21 protein-coding genes and 1 pseudogene are annotated in these 20,388 nt (G+C 61.3%); 10 read left to right on the top strand and 12 right to left on the bottom strand.

The window, feature by feature from the left end; genetic code table 11:
• Window positions 1-16: 16 nt before the first annotated feature.
• The 7 genes from DL86_RS00530 to rsmI all read right to left on the bottom strand — a co-directional run bounded on the left by DL86_RS00530 (window position 17) and on the right by rsmI (window position 8,195).
• Entirely contained in the window at window positions 17-1,549 is a 1,533-nt protein-coding gene (locus DL86_RS00530) for an L-aspartate oxidase (protein WP_036257222.1), read from the bottom strand.
• A gap of 30 nt (window positions 1,550-1,579) precedes the next feature.
• Window positions 1,580-2,593 (bottom strand): quinolinate synthase NadA, encoded by a 1,014-nt coding sequence (gene nadA, locus DL86_RS00525; protein ID WP_051952452.1) that lies wholly within the window; start codon window positions 2,591-2,593, stop codon window positions 1,580-1,582.
• Between the two features lie 59 nt (window positions 2,594-2,652).
• Window positions 2,653-3,654 carry an NUDIX hydrolase gene (locus DL86_RS00520; RefSeq protein WP_036257220.1) on the bottom strand — a complete coding sequence of 334 codons (1,002 nt, stop codon included), beginning with the start codon at window positions 3,652-3,654 and terminating at the stop codon, window positions 2,653-2,655.
• A gap of 61 nt (window positions 3,655-3,715) precedes the next feature.
• Window positions 3,716-4,894 (bottom strand): tetratricopeptide repeat protein, encoded by a 1,179-nt coding sequence (locus tag DL86_RS00515; protein WP_036257218.1) that lies wholly within the window; start codon window positions 4,892-4,894, stop codon window positions 3,716-3,718.
• A 21-nt stretch (window positions 4,895-4,915) separates the two neighbouring features.
• Window positions 4,916-6,481, bottom strand: coding sequence for a hypothetical protein (locus DL86_RS00510; RefSeq protein ID WP_036257217.1), 1,566 nt, complete (start codon window positions 6,479-6,481; stop codon window positions 4,916-4,918).
• Window positions 6,482-6,851: 370 nt separating this feature from the next.
• Window positions 6,852-7,226, bottom strand: coding sequence for a YraN family protein (locus tag DL86_RS00505; RefSeq protein ID WP_036257216.1), 375 nt, complete (start codon window positions 7,224-7,226; stop codon window positions 6,852-6,854).
• A gap of 3 nt (window positions 7,227-7,229) precedes the next feature.
• The gene (gene rsmI, locus DL86_RS00500) at window positions 7,230-8,195 is read right to left on the bottom strand and encodes a 16S rRNA (cytidine(1402)-2'-O)-methyltransferase (RefSeq protein WP_084572601.1); all 966 of its coding nucleotides are present in this window, start codon (window positions 8,193-8,195) and stop codon (window positions 7,230-7,232) included.
• Window positions 8,196-8,441: 246 nt separating this feature from the next.
• Here rsmI and DL86_RS00495 point away from each other — a divergent pair, with 246 nt between their 5' ends.
• The 4 genes from DL86_RS00495 (at window position 8,442) to DL86_RS00480 (ending at window position 11,596) form a co-directional block, all read left to right on the top strand.
• On the top strand, window positions 8,442-9,692 hold the full coding sequence (locus tag DL86_RS00495) for a penicillin-binding protein activator (protein WP_051952451.1): 1,251 nt from the start codon (window positions 8,442-8,444) through the stop codon (window positions 9,690-9,692).
• Between the two features lie 303 nt (window positions 9,693-9,995).
• On the top strand, window positions 9,996-10,520 hold the full coding sequence (locus DL86_RS00490; protein ID WP_036257913.1) for a hypothetical protein: 525 nt from the start codon (window positions 9,996-9,998) through the stop codon (window positions 10,518-10,520).
• 522 nt (window positions 10,521-11,042) lie between these two features.
• Window positions 11,043-11,204, top strand: coding sequence for a DUF3309 family protein (locus DL86_RS19015; RefSeq protein WP_084572600.1), 162 nt, complete (start codon window positions 11,043-11,045; stop codon window positions 11,202-11,204).
• 179 nt (window positions 11,205-11,383) lie between these two features.
• Window positions 11,384-11,596, top strand: a complete 213-nt coding sequence (locus DL86_RS00480) for a DUF3309 family protein (RefSeq protein WP_036257212.1) — start codon at window positions 11,384-11,386, stop codon at window positions 11,594-11,596.
• A 667-nt stretch (window positions 11,597-12,263) separates the two neighbouring features.
• Here DL86_RS00480 and DL86_RS00475 read toward each other — a convergent pair.
• Entirely contained in the window at window positions 12,264-13,088 is an 825-nt protein-coding gene (locus tag DL86_RS00475) for a response regulator (RefSeq protein WP_036257905.1), read from the bottom strand.
• 178 nt (window positions 13,089-13,266) lie between these two features.
• On the opposite strand from DL86_RS00475, the gene DL86_RS00470 reads away from it, so the two are divergent.
• From DL86_RS00470 to fumC, 3 genes are all read left to right on the top strand, one after another.
• Window positions 13,267-13,647: a NepR family anti-sigma factor gene (locus tag DL86_RS00470; protein ID WP_156964408.1), complete on the top strand. Its 381-nt coding sequence runs from the start codon at window positions 13,267-13,269 to the stop codon at window positions 13,645-13,647.
• A gap of 74 nt (window positions 13,648-13,721) precedes the next feature.
• Window positions 13,722-14,279, top strand: coding sequence for a sigma-70 family RNA polymerase sigma factor (locus DL86_RS00465; protein ID WP_036257904.1), 558 nt, complete (start codon window positions 13,722-13,724; stop codon window positions 14,277-14,279).
• Window positions 14,280-14,363: 84 nt separating this feature from the next.
• Window positions 14,364-15,785 (top strand): class II fumarate hydratase, encoded by a 1,422-nt coding sequence (gene fumC, locus DL86_RS00460; RefSeq protein WP_036257209.1) that lies wholly within the window; start codon window positions 14,364-14,366, stop codon window positions 15,783-15,785.
• Between the two features lie 31 nt (window positions 15,786-15,816).
• Here fumC and DL86_RS00455 read toward each other — a convergent pair whose 3' ends face one another.
• Entirely contained in the window at window positions 15,817-16,692 is an 876-nt protein-coding gene (locus tag DL86_RS00455; protein ID WP_036257208.1) for an undecaprenyl-diphosphate phosphatase, read from the bottom strand.
• A 314-nt stretch (window positions 16,693-17,006) separates the two neighbouring features.
• Between DL86_RS00455 and DL86_RS18500 the strand changes: the two genes are divergently transcribed.
• Complete coding sequence (locus tag DL86_RS18500) at window positions 17,007-17,945, top strand: hypothetical protein (protein WP_156964407.1); 939 nt, start codon at window positions 17,007-17,009, stop codon at window positions 17,943-17,945.
• A gap of 49 nt (window positions 17,946-17,994) precedes the next feature.
• On the opposite strand, the pseudogene DL86_RS19555 reads toward DL86_RS18500, so the two are convergent.
• Both DL86_RS19555 and DL86_RS00445 read right to left on the bottom strand, forming a co-directional pair.
• Window positions 17,995-18,069: pseudogene (locus DL86_RS19555) on the bottom strand (transposase); the annotation flags it as partial.
• Between the two features lie 254 nt (window positions 18,070-18,323).
• Window positions 18,324-18,983: a glutathione S-transferase family protein gene (locus DL86_RS00445; protein ID WP_036257207.1), complete on the bottom strand. Its 660-nt coding sequence runs from the start codon at window positions 18,981-18,983 to the stop codon at window positions 18,324-18,326.
• Between the two features lie 98 nt (window positions 18,984-19,081).
• Between DL86_RS00445 and DL86_RS00440 the strand changes: the two genes are divergently transcribed.
• Window positions 19,082-19,588, top strand: coding sequence for a winged helix-turn-helix transcriptional regulator (locus DL86_RS00440; RefSeq protein ID WP_036257206.1), 507 nt, complete (start codon window positions 19,082-19,084; stop codon window positions 19,586-19,588).
• Between the two features lie 4 nt (window positions 19,589-19,592).
• Here the strand turns inward: DL86_RS00440 and DL86_RS00435 are convergent, their stop codons facing one another.
• Complete coding sequence (locus DL86_RS00435) at window positions 19,593-19,859, bottom strand: hypothetical protein (protein WP_051952522.1); 267 nt, start codon at window positions 19,857-19,859, stop codon at window positions 19,593-19,595.
• 296 nt (window positions 19,860-20,155) lie between these two features.
• Here DL86_RS00435 and DL86_RS19550 point away from each other — a divergent pair, with 296 nt between their 5' ends.
• A complete protein-coding gene (locus tag DL86_RS19550) occupies window positions 20,156-20,353 on the top strand; it encodes a hypothetical protein (protein WP_156964406.1) in 198 nt (65 codons plus the stop codon).
• Window positions 20,354-20,388 lie beyond the last annotated feature (35 nt).

Below are 20,388 nucleotides of genomic sequence, written 5' to 3'. Positions count from 1 at the left end.
GCTCGGCCTTTCGGGTTCAGAGGGCCATAGCCGAGCTGAGCTCACGCGCCTCGATAAGCGCGTCCTCAAGCCGCAGCGTGGTTCTTTGCGCCTTCCTATCCTGTCCCGGAAAATCGGTTCGCGCATGAGCGCCCCGGCTCTCGCGGCGGCGCAGAGCGGCGATTACGATCATCAGGGCGACGATCGCCGGATCGCTCGCCGCGCCGCCGGAGCGCGCCAGAGGAAGCAGCGCTTGCGCGGCTTGCGACAAGCCATCGCTCTCGCGCAGAACGCCGGCGGCGGCGGTGAGAATCGGACGGATCGGAGCCGGATCGGAGCCGACGATCTGAGCCGCGTCAAAGCTGGGCTTGCGCCGTCGAGGCGGACTTGTCCCAGCAATGCTTTCGGCGACAAAGCGGCCGCAGACCGCCGCTTCGAGCAAGGAGTTGCTGGCGAGGCGGTTGGCGCCATGGAGACCCGTGCAAGCAGCCTCGCCGCAGGCCCATAGGCCTTCGACCGAGCTGCGCCCGGCAAGATCGACGGCGATGCCGCCCATGTGATAATGCGCCGCTGGGCGGATCGGGATTGGCTGAGTGACGGGATCGACCCCGGCGCCCTGACAGAAACCTGCGATCGCTGGAAAACGGCGGGGGAAATCCGCGCCGACAGAGTCCCGCGCGTCAAGAAAGACCCGGTGTCCCGCCGCCATCTCCCGCCACACCGCCCGCGCGACCACATCGCGGGGGGCGAGTTCCGCGCCTGGAGCCTCCGCCATGAAGCGGCGGCCGGTTTCATCGATGAGAATCGCGCCTTCGCCACGCACCGTTTCGCTGATCAGTTTCAGCGGAAACGACTCGCTGTCGAGCGCGGTCGGATGGAACTGAACAAATTCCAGATCAGCCATGACCGCGCCGGCCTTCGCAGCAAGCGCCAGCCCTTGGCCAAAAGACCCAGCCGGATTGGTGCCATATTGAAACAGGCCGCCAATCCCCCCCGTCGCGATGACGACGCGATTGCTGGCGAACAGGACCGGGCCGCAGGACGTATTGGCGATGACGCCGGTGATGGCGTTATCGTCCACGACCAATCGCCGCGCGGCGATCCCCTCGATGACGGTGATCGAGGGCGTCTCGCGCACGCGGCGGGTCAAGGCCCGCATGATTTCGCGTCCGCTGCTATCGCCCCCGGCATGGACGATCCGGCGACGCGAATGGGCCGCCTCGAGGCCAAGCAGAAGATTGCCCTTGCCGTCGCGATCGAAGGGCGCGCCAAGGCGGATCAGCGTTTCGATCGCGGCCGGCGCGGCAGCCAGAATCGTCCGCGCGGCGGCCTCGTCGCAAAACCCGTCGCCCGCCTCCAGAGTATCGGCGAGATGCAAGGAAAAATCATCGTCCGGCCCGAGACTGGCGGCAACCCCGCCTTGCGCGAGAACGCTCGAGGCTTCAAAGCCGAGCGGCGCCTTGGTGAGCAGAATCACCGGCTCCGGCGCCATGGCCAAGGCGGCGGTTAGGCCGGCAAGGCCTCCGCCTATGACAATGCAAGTCCCCGCCGCGTCGCGAAACTCCGCCATCGCTTGGCTCTCCAAAATGACGTGATCGCCTTACTTGACCGCGAGCATCCGCTCGACGGCGCGGCGCGCCGGCGCGGCTATTGCGGGGTCGATCTCCACTTTGCCGCTCATCGTCTCCAGCGCGCGCCGAATGTTGCGCAGGCTGATCTTCTTCATATGAGGGCAGAGATTGCAGGGACGGATGAATTCCAGCTCCGGATACTGGATCGCGACATTGTCGCTCATCGAGCATTCGGTCAAAAGCACAACGCGGGACGGGCGATTGTCGCCGACATAGGACAGCATGGCGGCGGTGGAGCCAGAAAAATCGGCTTCCGCGACGACCTCAGGCGGACATTCCGGATGCGCCAAAACGATCACGCCGGGATAATCCTCGCGCAATTCCCGGACCTCATTGGCGCTGAAAAGCTCATGCACTTCGCAATGACCGGACCAGGCGATCACCTCGACTCCCGTCTCGGCGGCGACATTGCGGGCGAGATATTCGTCAGGCAGCATGATGACGCGTGGAACCCCTAAGGATTCGATGACGGCCTTGGCGTTGCCGGAGGTGCAGCAGATGTCGGACTCGGCCTTCACCGCGGCCGACGTATTCACGTAGGTGACGATCGGAACGCCGGGATAGGCCTGCCGCAGCCGCCGAACGTCGGCCGGCGTGATCGATTCGGCGAGCGAACAGCCAGCGCCTTGATCCGGGATGAGGACGGTCTTGCCGGGATTCAACAATTTCGCTGTCTCAGCCATGAAATGCACGCCGGCGAGGACAATGACGTCGGCGTCGACCGTCATCGCTTCGCGCGCGAGCGCCAGGCTGTCGCCAACGAGATCGGCGACGCAGTGAAAAATCTCCGGCGTCTGATAATTATGCGCAAGGACCACCGCGTTCCGGGTCCGCTTCAGCGTCATGATGGCGTCGATATCTTGCGCGTAGATAGGCCACTCGATCGCTGGGATCGCGTGGCTGACCTTCGCATAGAGATTTTCCGCGTGGCGCACGTCCCCGTGGGACGGCAGCGAACGCGATAATTCCACGGGCGACGCCATAGTCTTATACTCCATATGAGCATTACGCAGACATATGCTGGTGTTGAGCATAAGATTTGTCAAGCCCTTGAAATGGGCAGCTTGGTTCCGACGATCGCGCGCTCGGTGAAAACCTCTCGTCTAAACCGGAAGAGTTTCGCGGGACGCCCGCCGGTGTCCTGACTGGTCTCCCCGGTTTCCTCGACAAGCTCCTGTTGTTCGATCAGGCGGCGGAAATTCTGCTTGTGGACCAGCCTCCCGGCCAGAGCTTCGACGCAACGCTGCAATTGCAGCAGCGTAAAGGTTTCCGGCATCAGTTCGAACACCACCGGATGATATTTGATCTTAGCGCGCAGCCGCGCGATCCCCGTCGCCAGAATGCGGCGGTGATCGAGAATCATCGCCCGGCCCATGCTTGGCGAGGAATCATTTGCCGCCAAGGATCGGGCCGGACTTAGCGGTCCATTGCGCTCGGCCTCGGCGATCAATCCAGCTTCATAGAGCAATTCGTAACGCTGCAGAACGAGTTCCTCGTTCCAGGCCCGGCCATCGAAGCCGAAGGTGATCGCCGCGCGCTGCCAACGATCGTGCCGCAGCGACGAAGCAGGCAACGCCTCGGCCCATGCCCTCAGCCGCGGCAAAATCACGGTCTCGATCATGGCGGGGGCGCCGACGCGATGATCCTCCCAAGGAAAATAAACATACCAACTGCGCCACGTCGCCACGAATTCGCCGGCAGCCCGCTGCTCTCGGGTCAGGCCAAGATAGCTGATCGAGATGACCTGTTGCTCGGCCCCGCCGCGATCCCGATCGGCGAAAGTGTAGAGCTGCTCGACATAGCCGAGCGGCAGCCGCGTTTGCCGCTCGACCCAGGCGCGCAGGCCAGATTGCAGCGAACGATGCGCGAGTTCGAACGGACCTGACGGCAACGCTCGTTCATCTTGGATCGTCAGGACCAGCGGCTCGCTCTCGGTCACGGCGACCAGCACCGCTATGAGGTCGGCCGCGATCCCCTGCCCGCTTGGGAGCGGCGCGGTCGGCGCATTCGCCGCGCTCATGTTGATGTCGCGAATCGTACCCATCACGCAAGCAAAGCCTTGCCGCACCGATAGATCAAAATAGCATCAATGATGCAAAATATCGTCAATGGTGAATATGGAAATGATCGACGGTAGGGTTGAGGCTCCTCGCCCGCTCCGCGAGGGTGCGCCCGCCAGCTTCATCGCCAGAAGCCATGTAAATGGCGCCGGCCTGAAAGAAAAGCTTTGCCTCCACGGCGCCCGATGAAAGCGCGCGGTCGATCCAGCAAAGCGCCTCGCTCATCTTGCCATCGCGGTGCAGAGCCCAAGCCAACGCGGACTGAGTCGAGAAGTTTTCCCGCAGCCCCAAGTCCATGCGCGCCCATTTCACCGCCTCGGCTCCGTCTTCCGCGACGTCGACATAATAATCAGCGAGATGGTGATAGAAATGAACGTGGCCATCCTGCGCCGATTGGAGATAGGCCGCCAGCGCCTTCTGCTTCCAGAAATGCGCTATTTCAGCATCCCCCTTCAAGTCATAGAGTTCGCCGAGCGCCTGCTCCAGATCCGGTCTATCGACCGCCGCCGCGACGCGCTCGAGAATGGCGGCCGCCTCGCCATGGCGTCCCTGCGCGCCAAGCAATTCGGCGACATGCTCGCCGACCAGCCAATAGCCGGGATAAGCGGCCTCCGCATGATCGTAATGGTCTCGCGCCTGATCATAACGGCCCTGCATGAAATCCAACAGGCCACGCTGAACTTCAAGCCAGGCATAGGAGCGCATTTGCTTGGCGGTCAGCAGGTCTTCGGCTTCCGCGTAAAGACGATCCGCGCCCTCGGCGTCGCCCATTTTAAAATTGAAATGCGCAAGACGGGCGAGCCCATCCCATGTCTGCTCCGCGTCCAGCACATCGCAATAGGCGCGTTTGGCCTCTTCATAGCGGCCGTGCTGGAAGTCGAGATCGGCTCGGATCATCCGGCATTCCCTGCTGTCGTACATCGCCTCGACCGAAGCGAGAGCGGCGCCAACATCGGCGAGGCGATGAAACTTGAAGGCCAGATTGGCTTTCAACAGATAGAGATCGCCGGGGTTCGCCAGCAAAGGAATTGCCCTGTCGATCAGGGCCTCCACGCCGGCGAGCGCGCGCAGATCGCCGGAGATCGCCGCTTTCTGGTAGCGGCGATAGACATATTTGGTCAGCCGCTCCGTATCTTCCGGGACGGACAGAGCCGCCTCGCCAATATCGGCGATATCCTGCTCGATCCGCGCGATCTCGGCTACATAGCCGGCGAGGCTCTTCATTGAAAAATCCTTCGCGGCTCCCTACCAGGGCTCCGCCAGATAGGGAAAGACGGGCAGGAACGCTTTGTCGTTCGCCACCGGATTTGGCGGGGTTTTCGGGACGATCGGCGCGCTGTTCCAAAGAGCGGGATCGTTCAACAATTCGATGTGGTATTTTTTTCCGTTGAGCATGGCCGTCATATCGAGGAACATCGATAGGAAGCGCGTCGCCACCTGATCCTCCAAGCGGCGGCCGAAGGGCCAGGTGCCCGTCGTGTCCATGTCGATTGAATTCACGTTCGGGATAAAAATATCGATTGGGCGGCGCAGCGGAATCGGAAGGCCCTTCTTATTCCAGGACTCGTCCGGCATGTTCAATTCCTGAAACAGAACTTTTTTCACGCGGGGAAAGGCTTCGGCGACCCAGGAATAGGTCCGGTGGACGGACACCGAAGAATTGTCATGATCGAAAGCGCTGGCAAGGCCGAGCGCGCTGATTGAGGGGCCAAAGCCCCAGCCGAGATGGCCAAGCCTTTTGACGAAATGCGGCGCCAGCCAGAAGTTATTGGCGCCCATTTGCCGATTGTCTTCCCGCTCGCTCAAGGCGGCATCGGCGAAAGCCTGGCCGTCCGTATCGACGAGCTTATATTTCTTCAATTCGTCATCCAGCGTCCAGGCGTCGATCAGCACATGCGGATGCTCGATCCAGAAAGGATCGTCAGGAATCGTCTCGATCTTGTTTGCGGCTTTGAGGACCCAGCTTTCGCCCCATGTGTTCACGATGCGGTGATCGTTGGGCGCATCGGTTAGGAAAGCGAGCGGCAGTTCAAGGATGATCGCGTTGCAGTTCTGTCCAGCCCGGGCGTCCTCCCCGGAATAGACAAAACGGAAGTTCCCGTTTTCATCCTTCTTGAAGCGATCGCCGCTCCAGGTCAGCGGACCTTGCGGCAAATCCTTCTTCAGGCTGTATCCCCATTCGGGCAGGTTCGGATCGTAGTTGAAGAGGTCGTTGCCCTCGAGTTCGAGGAGCGTCTTGGGGATCTTGAGCTCCCTGACATCCTCCCTGGAATGGGGCACGTGATAGAATTGCGGCGCGTAATTGATCGAACGGAAAAAGCCGGGCAGATCATTGAAGAAAGCGTCGTCTCGTCCGCCGATGAACGCCTTGATCGCATGGCCGCCCGGCGATTGCAGAGTAACGCTTTGATTGGCGTCGACGACCGCCGAAAAAGCGCCGCCTGGAAAATTGAAAAAGCGGATATGGGCGCGATTGTCCCGATCGATCGTCACCCGAACTTCCGACGGCTTGAGCGTGCTCAAATATTTGTTCTTGACCCCGTCGAGGTAGGTTAGCAGACCCGCCAAGCTATGGTCTTCCTTGCCTGGGCGCACGATCCGGCGATCGGGCGCGATCAGAATGCGGTAGAGCATGTCCTGATCGAACACGCCCGCTTCCGGCACGGAGGCGAAGGTGAGGGCGATGACGACTTTCTCGCCGCCGCTCGCATCGTCCGATGGAAATCCAAAAATATCATAGAGATCAGCGGCGCTGACATCGATGTCTGAGAAAATGGAATTGACGGAATTGGGATCGTTATGGTCAGCCATGGACGCTCTCCCCTTAAAGCATTTTCGAGCGAAGCGGACGCCCGGCGTTTAAGAAGCCGGTTCGTGCTAAGAAAATGCGACAAAATAAAAAGCTAGAGCTGCTTTCTGATTTTCGCAGACCCTAAAGCGCTTCTGCGCCCACGTGCAATGGACGCATAAAGAGACTTGCACACAGTAAAGAGACTTGCACACAGATCCGATGACGATCTCGAACTGCGACGATAGAGCACACGGCGCCAAAAATCTACAGTGAGGCGCCGCACAAAAAAATGACTTGCAACGGTTTGCCGATCAGCCTCGCGATGACTCCAGGCATCTCCGTCGCGGCCAGAGGAGGCCGACGGAGATCGTTTCATCCCACGCACAGCGCTTATCCGAAATCCAACTCGATCGCCGCGATCGCATGGCGTGGCCAGCGCCAGGGCGCGACGAATACGGCGTCGCCGCGCAATGTCAGAGGCGCCGCCCAGGGATTCGCGGCGAGCCAGATTTTCGCCGCGCGGGAGATCCGGCGGCGCTTGATAGAATCGATCGCGGTCCTGGCTTGATCGAGAGTCGGCCGCACCTTGACTTCGACAAAGGCGATCGCATCGCCGCGCCTTGCGACAATATCGATCTCGCCGCCTTGGACGCGATAGCGGCAGGCCAGAATCGAATAGAATTTAAGGCGCAACGCTGCGACGGCGAGCCGTTCGGCCATCATGCCCTGAAGATGGGCCTTCTTACGATCTCGGGTCTTGCTCAAGGCTTAACGGTCGCGTGCGGAAAGTTCGACGGCGCGGGCATAGACTTTACGGCGCGGTTGGCCAGTCTCGGCCGAGACCACGGCGGCGGCGTCCTTGACCGAAAGCGTCTCCAGCGCCTTGCCGAGCTTGGCGTCGACATCTTCCTGGCTGTCGGCCTGCGCGCCTGGCGCCGGCGGTCCGACCAGCACGACGATTTCGCCTTTGGGCGCGGGTTCGCTGGCCAGCGCCGCCGCCAGTTCCGGCAGGAGGCCGCGCCGCACTGTCTCAAAATATTTCGTGAGTTCGCGGGCGATCGCCGCCTCGCGCGGTCCAAGAACCGCGGCCAGATCGGTCAGGGTCTCGGCGACCCGGCGCGGCGATTCGAAAAACACCAGGGTTCCGGGAATCTGCGCGAGTTCGGCGATGCGCTGGCGCCTTGGACCGCTTTTAGGCGGCAGGAAGCCCTCGAAAAAGAAACGATCGGTCGGCAAGCCGGCGACGACCAAGGCGGCCAGAACGGCGGAGGCGCCGGGGACCGACACAACCTCGATATTTTGCGACAAGGCGTCGGCGACCAGCTTGAACCCAGGATCCGAAATCAACGGCGTGCCCGCGTCCGACACCAAGGCGAGCGCGGCGCCGCTCGCCAGACGCGCGAGAAGATGGGGCCGCATCACCGCCGCATTGTGCTCATGATAGGCGACAAGCGGGGTCGCTATGCCATAATGAGCGAGCAGCGTCTTGGTCACCCGCGTATCTTCGGCGATGACGGCGTCCGCGGCGGCCAGCGTCGCCAGCGCGCGAAACGAAATATCACCGAGATTGCCGATCGGGGTGGCTACAACGTGCAGCCCCTTGCGGATCGGCTCGGCCTCCGCCCGCAGACCGAATGCAGTGAACTGGCCCGCAGGCTCCTTTTCGGACGAGATCGCCGCACGCGGCGCGCCATCCTCGCCAAACTCAGGTCTCTTCGCCTCGCCCCTATTCATGGATCCACCCGCTGGTCCGTCCCTGAAGCCGATGCCTCGCCGACCGAATCGTTCTATAAACCATCCATTTGTTCTATTTATAGAACGACGCCTCGGTTGTTGCAAGAAGGAACCGCGCGAACCCAGATTCTGTTCGCCAGAATTCGATTTTGTGACTGAAAAGGAGCATTGGTTTCATGCTATCACGGTTCAGGCTCCTCCCGCGCATTTAAGGCGCGGGAAAAACGCGCTTGGAGGTTTGCCCGGATGAGACTTATTTCGCGCGGCGACGGCGGTTTCCTGCATCTTCGCAGCGCTGGCGCGAACGCGCTCCGAGCGCTGGGCGTAGTTGGAATCGCAGTGTCGCTAGCCGCGTGCGGATCCTCGAACGGTCTGTTTGGACGCGGTCCCGGCGACCCTCCCGCGCCAACCGTCAATGTCGCAATGCCGCAGCCGCCCGGCCCGGCCGAACAAATCGGCTCGGGACCCGTGCGGGTTGCGCTCATCCTGCCCCTGACGCAGGCGTCGGGGCCGAGCGTCGTCGGCCTCACTTTGCGCAACGCCGCCGAACTCGCTCTCGCGGATGCGGGAGGCAATGATCTCACCTTGCTCATCAAGGACGATCATTCGACCCCCGACGGCGCCCGCGCGGCGGCTCAGGCGGGACTTTCGGAAGGCGCTGATCTTATTATCGGTCCGCTGTTCGCCCCCGACGTGCGCGAAGTCGGCAAGGTCGCCCGCGCCGCCCGCAAGCCGGTCATCGCCTTTTCGACCGACACGTCGACGGCGGGCCAAGGCCTCTACCTTCTGTCGTTCTTGGTCGAGAGTTATGTCGACCGGATCATCGATTACGCCGCCTCCACGGGCAAGAAATCGATCGCCGCGCTGATTCCAGACAATGATTACGGCCGCGTGGCGGAAGCCGCGTTCCAGCAGGCGGCGGCGCGCGACAATGTCCGGGTCATGACAATTGAACATTACCAGCCTCAAACGCTCGCCGCCGCCGCGCAAAAGGTCGCGGCGCTTGGCGATCAGATCGATTCGCTGTTTATCCCGGAACAGGCCGACGCCATGGCTGCGGTTTCGCAGAGCCTTGTCGCTGCCGGAATAACCAGCAAGAAAGTGCAAATTATCGGCACCGGCCTTTGGAACGACGCCCGCGTGCTTAAACTTCCGGCATTGCAAGGGGCTTGGTTCGCCGCGCCCGACAATGGCGGCTTCAACGCCTTCGCGGCGCGCTACCGAGCTAAATTCGGCTCGGATCCGACCCGGATCGCGACCCTCAGCTACGACGCCGTATCGCTCGCCGCGGCGCTCGCGCATACGCAGGGCTCGCAGCGCTACTCTGAAAATGTGCTCATCAACCGCTCCGGCTTCAACGGCGCGGACGGCGTTTTCCGTTTCCGAGCCGACGGAGCCAATGAGCGAGGCCTTGTCGTTTTACAAATTAACAATGGAGTCGCAGCGCCCATCAGCCCGGCGCCGCACTCCTTCGCCGGGACTGCGTCGGCAATTTAACCTCCCCCGCCCGTTTCTGCGCATGATTCTTGCTTAGGACAGGGCCGTCGTCCCATACGACGCCAAGCGGTGACAAGCCGAAGACCTTTGGCGGCTTTGGCGCGATTGGATTCTCGTTCCGATCGTCCGAACCCGAAGTTCCGGAAAATTTCGCGCCTGGTGAAGCGCTCGGAGCGCTTCCTTTCAATCGCCGAACGCGCTCGATCCACGCGGAGCGCTCGAAAATTTCGGTCCCATGCGCGCGTGTGCGAACCCGTCTGCGTCTTTGTCCATCAGCCGGCTCGCAAAATCCAGGAACCTTTTATGACTTCGATCGATCAAACTGCTTTTGCCCGGCTCGAGACGGAAGGACGTCTGCTCAAGCCATCTTTGAAGGCGGCAACCCATAAATCAGGCCGGTTCGGGTTCCGCGGGGATATTGGCATTGAAGGCGACACCGTTTTGAAAGAGGTTTTCGCCACCGCCGAAGGCGGCGAACCCTATATTTCGTTCATTGCCGGTCAGCTCGATCATTTCAAGGACGTGAAGCCGCTAACGGAATTGCTCGGCGAGACGATAAAGGCAGATGGCAAATATTTCTTCTATTGCCATGATCTGGAAGCAGGAAACCGATATCTTGTTCCCCTCGGAGGGGCCAAGATCTATGCTCTGCCGATTGACGACACATCGGTCTATAATGAGATGATCGATTGTCTTTATCTCGACAAACAAAAGATGAAGAAATTCGACACGGCCGCCAAGCTGGACGCCGTCGCCGATGGCGCCTTCGAGTTCGACACGAAATACGCTGAAATCTCCTTCGAGGACTGCCTGAAGCAGATCGGCTGACGCCCGAAACCCAAGCAATCGCGGGCAGGTTCGATTTCGCTTGAGGACATCGCGCGCCGGCAGCGAACTGGAGGCGATGGCGCTAGAGCGCTTCCGGTCAGATGGAATCATCTGATCGAACAGAAATCAACCAGATTTCAACGACCGCGGGCGAACCTCGCTCGCGGCGTAACTCTCCCCATAATCCGCAGATCGAACCGATGGGCCTGGACGGCTTCCGCTTCCTTCCAAGGGCGTTCCACGGCGTCCCAGCACGCGCGAGGGCGCGGGGGCCCTCACGCCAAGGCTGAGCAACCATCAGCCGCCGACGCCCCTCCGACGCCCCCAAAGGGCCCGGCCCTTTGAGCCGCAGTATGATCCAAACGCTGCGATGCCGCCTTGGCTGCCGCTCCGGCGTGGAAAAAACCTCGGGACCGGGAAACATTCCATTGGGATCGAGAGTTGTCGCCGAAGGCGACAGTTCATCGTGGCCAAAGCGGTTTCCGATGTCATAGTTCGGAATGCGCTCATCGGAGGCCGTCCATGTCCCTTTCAACCCTCTTGCTCGCCGTCGTCCTTCTGCTGCTTGTCGGCGCCATACCCTCTTGGCCCTATAGCCGGGGCTGGGGCTATGCTCCTTCCGGCGCTCTTGGCGCTATTCTTCTCGTCATTGCCATTGTCTTGTTGGCGCGGGGCGGTATGTGACCAACTGCCGCGCGCGGAGCGGAGGCCTTTGTGACGCGCTGAAATCGGAAAAACGTTTTTGGCGCGATGGAACTTATTGCCAAGTTTGACGTTGGAATGCCGCACGGAATGTGCGACAGCCTGCCGCATCTGGGCGCGGCAGAACTGAAACGAGAAAAACTACTTAGAGGGAGATTCCTATGTCGCTTCTGTTCTTGTTCGTGGTCCTTGCGGCCCTCATCGCCTGCCTGCCAAGATGGTCCTTCAGCCGCGATTGGGGCTATGGCCCGACGCTCGGCTTGAGCTTCATCTTCGTCATCGCTCTCATGGTCGTCTTGGTGAACGGTTGGGCCGATAGCCCCGGCGGCGGCGGCGCGACGATGTCCGGCCAAAGCTTTTCGACGGCCCGGTAATCTTGAACCTCGTCTTTTCGGGGACGGGCCATATCGGGCTTAACCAACCGTAAAGCTCGCGCCCGGCGCAAATTGGCGACGCTCTTCGAGAAAAGAATATGCCGACCGTCATGATTTTCGAAGCAGCGTCGCTGCCTTTCGCCGAGATTTGTCGGCGCTTTGCGACGACATCGCCAAGTTGACCGCGCCTGTTTCTGAACTCGTGCGCGCGGAGGCTTGGCCGCGACGAACACGGGTCTGGGGCGCGGTCGGCACGGTTTGAGGCGCGATTCAGGAGACGCGGCGCAAACTTCCCACAGAGGGTCCAAGGCGGCAGGTCGAGCATCTCGGGCGCGATGGTTTTCTTGCAAACATCGGCGCCGGGAGGTGGTCCCTGACCTTTTTGACGATCAGCTCTATTTGCCCAAAAAACGGCGGATCAACGCGGGCGCTCCCCCGGTTTCGGATGCGCGGATGCGCCGCGCGGAACCTATCCGGTTCGGCGGCGCGGACAAAAGACCTGTCGGAATAGCTCCTTCAGGGCCTCCCTAGAGCAGATGTCTTTAGGCGGAATTGACTTTGATGCGTCTCGCTCTGTTTTGACGCATGACTTTGCCCAAGAGCCCGCAGGTCCCGGGCGTCACGCTCCCGAACGGCGCCGCCTTGGCGACAGCGCCGCGCATCAGGCTCAAACAAGAGCGCCCTTGGCCTGAGGTTCGTCCTTTCGGTGCGATTTGCGATCAAAAAACAAAGCCTGACTGATGACCGCCTTCAAACTGTCGACGCCGAACGGCTTGGTGATGAGAAAGGCCGGCTCCGGCGGCGTTCCAGTCAGGAATCGCTCCGGATAGGCGGTGATGAAAATGACCGGAACCGAGAAAGAGCCGAGAATCTCATTCACCGCCTCCAGGCCCGAACTGCCATCGGCGAGCTGAATATCGGCGAGGATAAGGCCCGGCCGCTCGCGAGAAACGGATTCGACGGCTTCGCGATGCGTGCGCGCCACTCCGATGACGCGGTGGCCCTGCTCCTCCACCAAAGTCTGCAGATCGAGCGCAATGAACGGCTCGTCTTCAATGATCACGACATCGGTGCGAATCTGGTTGGCGATTTCTTTTCCGGCCGCGTCGATCAACGCCGCCGCCTCATCGTGGGAGCAGTCGAGCGTTCGCGCCACCTCGCTTGTGTCGAATCCTTCGAGCGCGGCGAGAAGAAATGCGATGCGGGGCCGCAGGGTAATAGCTTCCAGATTTCGCTGGGCCCCGACTTCGTCTCCGGAAAACCCGACGTCGTCAACGTGATCATTGACCGGCATGGAGCCCCAAACCTCAAGGAACAAGCGATAAAGCGCGGTCCGCACATCATCGCTTTCGTTGAAACTGGCCGGATCCGCGACGATCGCTTCGAGGGTGGCGAGGACATAAGCGTCTCCGCCCGCCTGCGACCCCGTCAAGGCTCGCGAAAACCGGCGCAGGTAAGGTATGTGCGACGAAATGGCCTGAGATATCGACATTGAAAAAACCCCCTGGACCATAGCTCCGGCAAAGCAGCGTGGCCGGTGAATTCCAATTGGTTAAGAAAGGTTCCCCCCTTGGGGAACTTTGTCTCAGGCGGAGCGTTGGAACCCGACATCTGTCGAGAGTTTACACAGCGAATATGGCTTAACAAGGCTCTTTAAGGAACAGTGACGCTTGTTGTTGGGTGACGTTCACGCGATGACCGTCATAGGGGGAATGATGAAGGACGATGAGAGCCAATGCAAAGGGCGCCCAGTGACAAAACGAACAAAATTGGGCAAGGCGCTGATTAAGGGAGGGACAGTCCGATCAACCAAGACGACAGATATGGAATATGCAGCGCTCAAATTCCAGGACCTCGCGGAGGCGAGTGTCATCGCCGAGCCACGGCTGAAGAAAACTTCGCCAAAATGTGATTTGGCGGAACAAATAGGCTTGGGTTTACGAAGCGTTTATGATGATATTCTCGCACAGCCGGTCCCTGACCGCTTTTTTGACCTCTTGCGACAACTCGAAAGCGTTTCGGGCGCTCATTCGAAGAAAGACGCTCCGTGACCATCGCGCACGCGGACTATGCGGACGAGGAGAAGATCGAGGAAAAGCCTCCGGCGGCTGCGCCAAGCGCGCAGATGACGGCGGATATTCTCGCTGTCATCCCTAATCTGCGCGCCTTTGCGGTTTCCTTATGCGGCAATCTTGACCGCGCAGATGACCTCGTCCAGGAAACCCTGGTCAAGGCGTGGAGCAAGCTCGGCTCCTTCGTCGAAGGAACCAATCTCAGGGCTTGGCTTTTCACCATCCTGCGCAACATCTACTACTCGGAATACCGCAAGCGTCGGCGCGAGGTGGCCGACCCGGATGGAGCGATCGCCTCCCGATTGGCGACGGCTCCCGCGCAACATAGCCATATGGACATGCTCGACTTTCGCGCCGCGCTCCATCAATTGCCCACTGATCAACGCGAGGCGCTGATCTTGATCGGCGCCTCCGGCCTTTCCTACGAGGAAGCAGCCGGCGTTTGCGGTTGTGCCGTCGGCACCATGAAAAGCCGGGTCAATCGCGCGCGCGGCCGGCTCGCCGAGCTGTTGTCGATCGGTTCGAGCAGCGAGTTTGGAAACGATGGGGATTGGCAGGCGGTCGACCCCATTCTGGTCGGCCAGCGCTTTTCGCACGGCGGCGGCGACTGACCGCGGCTCGGACGGCCGATAGCCGCGCGACGCTTGGGCCGGCAGCTCCTACTCCCTCCATCCGTCATGACAGCGGCGTCACGCATGGATGAGCCCGCCCCATCGACAAGCAGCAAGCCGGTCCGAATCGAAACCGATAGCCTTGGGCCGATCGAGGTTCCCGCCACCCACTATTGGGGCGCGCAGACGCAACGCTCCTGCGTCCATTTCGCGATCGGCGCAGAAAAAATGCCGCTCCCGATCATCCGCGCCTTGGCCCTCGTCAAACGCGTCGCCGCCGAGGTCAACCGGGACCTCGGGCTTTTGCCCGCGGAGCTCTGTGGGGCAATCGCCGCCGCGGCGAGCGAGATCGAGTCCGGGCGGCTCGACGCGGAATTTCCCCTGGCTGTCTGGCAAACGGGATCAGGCACGCAGACCAATATGAACGTCAACGAGGTGATCGCCAATCGGGCCAATGAAATGCTGGGCGCCCCGCGCGGCGCAAAGCACCCGATTCACCCCAATGATCACGTCAATCTCAGTCAATCCTCGAACGATTGCTTTCCGACCGCGATGCATATCGCCGCGGTCTTCGTCATCAAGCGCGGCTTCGAACCCGCCTTGCGCGATCTCGAACAGGCGCTGAGGCGGAAATCGGAGGCTTTCGCGTCGATCATCAAGATTGGACGCACGCATTTGCAGGATGCGACGCCGGTGACGCTTGGACAGGAATTTTCCGGCTATGCCGCGCAGCTCGCCTATGGACAGGAGCGACTCGAGGCGACTTTGCCCGGACTCTATCGCCTGGCCCAGGGCGCGACTGCGGTCGGCACCGGGCTCAATTCGCCGCGCGGCTTCGCCGAAGCTTTCGCGGGCAGGATCGCGGCCATTGCCGGCCTGCCCTTTGCCTCCGCGCCAAACTGGTTCGAAGCGCTCGCCAGCAACGACGCTTTGGTCTTCGCCCATGGCGCGGTGAATGCAATCGCCGCCAGCCTCTTCAAAATCAGCAATGACATCCGGCTTGCCGGCAGCGGCCCGCGCTGCGGGCTCGGCGAGCTGATCCTGCCGGAGAACGAGCCCGGCTCCTCGATCATGCCCGGCAAAGTCAATCCGACCCAAGCCGAAGCCCTGACCATGGTCTGCGCGCGCGTTTTCGGCAATCAAGCGACGATCACCTTCGCCGGATCGCAGGGTCATTTCGAGCTCAATGTCTACAAGCCGGTCATCGCCTTTTGTTTTCTCGAGAGCTTGCAGCTTCTGGCCGACGCCATGGAAAGCTTCCGCATCCATTGCGTCGAGGGATTGGAGCCGAACCGGGAGCGAATCGGCGAATTGGTGCAGCGATCCTTAATGCTCGTCACCGCGCTCACGCCCAAGATCGGCTATGACAATGCCGCCAAGATCGCCAAGGCCGCGCATGCCAGCGGGGCGACCTTGCGGGTGGAGGCTCTGGCCTCCGGTCTCGTCACGGCGGAAGAGTTCGACGCGCTGGTCCGCCCGGAAGCCATGCTGGCGCCGCGCGGCTGACCCGCGCCTTCGCTCTCATCGGCCCATTGGTTCAGTTTTGCAGCCAGCCCAGGTAAACGGCGACGAGAAGAAACACCCCCATTAGGCCCCGGTAGACGACAAAGGGCCAGGTGGAAAAGCGCTCGAGGATGCGCAGCAGGCCCCAGATCGCGGCGAAAGCGGATATCGAGGCGATCACTAGGCCGAATGCCAGGATCGACCAGCCCTGTGCGTCAAGATGCGCCTTATGGAGCTCCCACATTTCCTTCAAGCCGGCGGCGGCGATGGCTGGAAGCCCGAGAAGAAAAGAAAAACGCGCCGCCTCTTCGCGCCTGAAGTCCCGGAACAAAGCTCCCGTCAAGGTTGAGCCAGAGCGTGAGACGCCGGGGATCAACGCTCCGATTTGGGCCATTCCGATCACCATCGCATCTTTCAGCGTCGCGTGATCGAGGGTCCGTTTGGGCCGAGAATAGAACTCAGCCAGCGCCAGCAGCAGCGCCATGACGATACAGGAAATGCCGATGACGGTGAGGGTGCGCAAGGGCGAATTGCAGGCGTTGAGAACGGGCGAGAGCAATATGCCGGCGACGATGATCGGAATCGTCGCGAAGACGATCCAAACCGCGAAACGGAAATTCCAATTTCCAAAATCGCGCCGCGCGGCCGCCTGGAGCGAACCGAAAACAAGGCCGCGCACATCCGTCCAAAAATAGCTGATCACCGCCGCGAGGGCCGCGACCTGCATCGCCGCTGAAAAGGCCGATCCCGGATCTTGCCAGCCAAGCAAGGCGGGGACGATCCGCATATGCGCGGTCGAGGAAATCGGCAAAAGCTCGGTAATGCCTTGGACCACGCCGAGAACGCCAACTTTGGCATAGCCGAGCGCGATGAAACCGGTATCGAGCCCTTGGGTGCAGGCAGAAGCCATATTCGATCTTCCCCGGAAGTTTGGGTGACGGGATGGAGCGCTGGCCGCGTCCGGGCTTGTTTTTCCAGACTCCAGCCAGAAGATCAACGTGAAACCCGAGCTTTGCATTTCCCTCAATGGTCTCCGCTGGTCGCGCTTCCGCTCCGGCGGCTTGCGCGGATCCAGCCCACCAGCGAAAGCAAAGCTGTTTTTCTAGAACGAGTTCCGCTTTCGCGCTGGCTCGCCGAGCCAACATGCGGCAAAACAGCAACGCATGCGAAAAACCAAATGCCTTGCGCGCCCAAACGCTGTCCTCATCTTGCCGCTTGGACAATATGCCTTTTCGTGACCACCCTTCCGAACGCCGGAAAACGGCTTTGACCGGCGGCGGCGCTTGCGCCGCGTTGCGGCCTTGCGGCAGTCGCGCTGGCCTGCTTGGCTCTGCCCAGTCTAGCCCCGCCCTCATCGGCGCCGTATTTCTTGCCGCGAGCTTAGGGCTCGCCGGCTTGGAGTCGCTCGATGCCGCGGAAAACGCGACTGAACAGACGCGTGGCGTCAGATTGCTCGATCCCGGCGACGAAATGATGTCGATCGCTCCCTTCCCCGAGTTAAAGCCGGGCTTCGCCGGACGCACGGAGCCGCCGCCGCTCGACAAGATTCGTCTTGCCGTCGCTGGAGGCGCATTCAGCAATCTGGCCGGACCGATCCCCCGCGCGGCGCCTTTCGAGATTGTCGCGCCCTCGGCGAACCCGGACCTCGTCTGGGACGCCGTCTCGCGCAATGCGAGCGCCGGCGGGCAAGTCATCGCCTATGACGTTGCGGAAGCGGACTTGCCCGCGGTGATCGACCGTATGGCCGTGGTCCGTGGGCTGGCGAAGCTCGCCGCCGCGCGGCCCCAGCCGATGCGGATCGCGGCGGGCGGCCCGCTCGCGCGCAAGGGCGACAGAATCGAAATCGAGATCCCGGATGTCTTGCGCCGCGCGCTCGTCCTTTTCGACATTGCCGGCGATGGCAGCGTCGAGGCGCTCTACCCCATCGGCGCAGATCCGCGCGTGATCCAGACTCAGAACTTTCGCTGGGCGTTTCAAATCAGGGAGCCATTCGGCGCCGATGTGATTGTCGCGATCAGCGCTGCACAGCCGATGGATGCCCTGGTGCAGGGTTTGAAGGAGATCAGCCAGCATCGCAGCGCCGGACAGGTCCTGAAGCTGATCGCCAGCGCCGCGCCGGCCGACGCCCGCATCGGCTCGGTCGCACTCTCGAGCGCGCCGTAGGTCCTTTCAGCGACACGTGATCGAAGCGGCGGCGGAAGCTTCTTGATCGGAGCCAGAAGATAACGGTGGCGGCGAGCGCGATGGCGGACATGAAGGCTTGCGCGCAGCGATCATAGCGGGTCGCCGATTGCGATATTTCAAAACACGCGCCTCCGCCCGATGGGACGCCACCAGCCATGTGTGTTGCTCTGGCTCCTTGGGGACATGCTTTGGGGCCTCGCGCGAACCGAAGGTTCCGTTCAGGTTCAACGTCAAACCGAACCAGAAGACGAACGCGAGCTGGGCGGCGCGAAGTTCGCCAGATCGCGCGAGCGCCGCATTGTCACGTCGGCAATAGTCGTCGCCGTAGAGTCCGTCAGGGGTTTATGGCGCGGGACTTCAATCCCGATCCGGCGCTCCCAGGGGGAAGATTGGCCGGAACGGCCGCGCCTCCTCCACCGCCCGGGCGAAGGATGGGCGGGCAAGCAACCGGGCGCGGTAGGCGCGCAACACTGGATAAGCCTCTGAAATCCGGTGCGTCCAGTCCGCGTAGAACAATGAGGGCGCGGCCGCGCAGTCTGCCAACGTGAAGTCCGCGCCAGCCGCCCAAGTCCTGCCGGCAAGCTGTTCTTCGAGCCAGGCGTAGGCGCGCTCCAGCCTTTCCCTGGCGAGGACCAGTCCTTCCTCGCTCTTCACCGGGACCCGCTTCAGCGCACTGTCTACCGCGACCTGCATCGCCTCCATCACGTGCAGGTCGAAGAAGCGGTCAAGGAAGCGCACCTCCAGCGCAGCCATCGGGTCCGCTGGCAGCAGGGGCACCGGCCCGGAATGAGCGAGCTGCAGGTGCTCGATGATGATGCTGGTCTCGACGATGTTGCGCTCGCCATCCACCAGCAGCGGAAACTTGCGCAACGGCCAACGCTTGAGCCACTCGGCCGAATGTTGCGGCGTATCCGGCCCGAGGCTGCGGAACTCGAAGGGCGTTCCGTTCTCGTATAGCGCAATGAGCACTTTCTGGGTGTACGACGAGAAAGGATGACCGTAGAGCGCGAGCGACATCGTGGGACCTCCGAATTCAGACTAATTGCATTATGCAAGCGCTTGAACTCTACTCATACCACTTGCATATTACAAGTGTAAATCCCAGGAGAACGGCCATGCCGCAGACCGGACGATCCGGCTGCCCGATCAACCTGACGCTCGAACAGCTCGGCGACCGCTGGAGCCTGATCGTCATCCGCGACGTCATGTTCGGGAACCGGCGCAGCTATGGCGAGCTGCTCGCACAGAGCGAGGAAGGCATCGCCTCGAACATCCTCGCAGACCGGCTGAAGCGCCTGACCGCGTCCGGCCTGCTGACGCGACGCCCCGATCCGAAACACCGGCAGAAAGGGATCTACAGTCTCACCGAAGCGGCCATCCAGCTCGTGCCTTTGCTCGCGCACATGGGCGCTTGGGGCCGTCGGCATACGCGCTCGAGCAAGGAATTGTCGGTGCGCGCGGAGCTGCTGGAAAAGGGCGGCGCTCCGCTTTGGAACGCCTTCATGGACGAGCTGCGCCACCTGCACCTCGGCGCGCCGCGTCCGGCGCGCTCAGTGTTCGGCGAACTGCAGGCCGCCTACGAGAAGGCGCTCGCGCGCCGCGCCCGCTACGCTCAGGACTGATTGATCAGAGCCAGAAGATGACAGTGACGGCGAGCGCGATGGCGGACATGAAGGCATGCGCGCAGCGATCATAGCGGGTGCGGACGCGGCGCCGATCTCGATCTTGTGGCGGCGGCAGAAGCGCGGCGTCGTGCGGGATGGGGACCTTGCGATATGTCTTGGATGGGATGCAGACATCGATCCTGCGGGCCGCGAGCGCCTTACGGGACCAGTCTGCGTCATAGCCCCTGTCTCCGATGAGCGCATTCGTTCTGGGGATCACGTCGAGCATCAAGGCAGCGCCTTCGCACAAGCATTTTAATCGGTCCCGAGCCTGGATCGGCAGCGCTCCTATCTCTTCGCTTTGACGGATGAATTTGTCCAAAAGCTCTGCGGCTTTTTGGAGTCATGCTCAAACTAAAGAGGCGCGATCCGAGAATACTTAATTAGAATAGATAAAAAACATAGTTCTTGCAACGATAGATCTGCATATGTATTTCTTCACAATGCTCATGTTGATGGAGTGTAAAGATGTGCGGCAGCATGGAAGAAAGAATTAGAATAAATCAAATATTGAATGATGCTGTTATGACGTACAGCGGAGATCCGTCGATTGGCCCGGATGAGCTTACACAGTTTTTGTTCGGCGCGCTGCAAACCCACTACCATGGCCTATGCGTCGATGAATGCTTGGAGACGACGGCGCGCGATTTCGCCCTCCGCCATCTCGCGAAGCTTCCACGCGCCAATCCGCCCTCCAAGCTTCGCGTTCCCGCAGCGGCATGAACCTGCCTTTTTCTTCTTTATTCGAGCCAGTTTGA

Origin of the sequence: Methylocapsa aurea, assembly GCF_000746085.1 — a bacterium.
Classification (GTDB): domain Bacteria; phylum Pseudomonadota; class Alphaproteobacteria; order Rhizobiales; family Beijerinckiaceae; genus Methylocapsa; species Methylocapsa aurea.
Note: the sequence above shows the minus strand (reverse complement) of the source record. Positions and strands in the feature narration are given on the sequence as shown.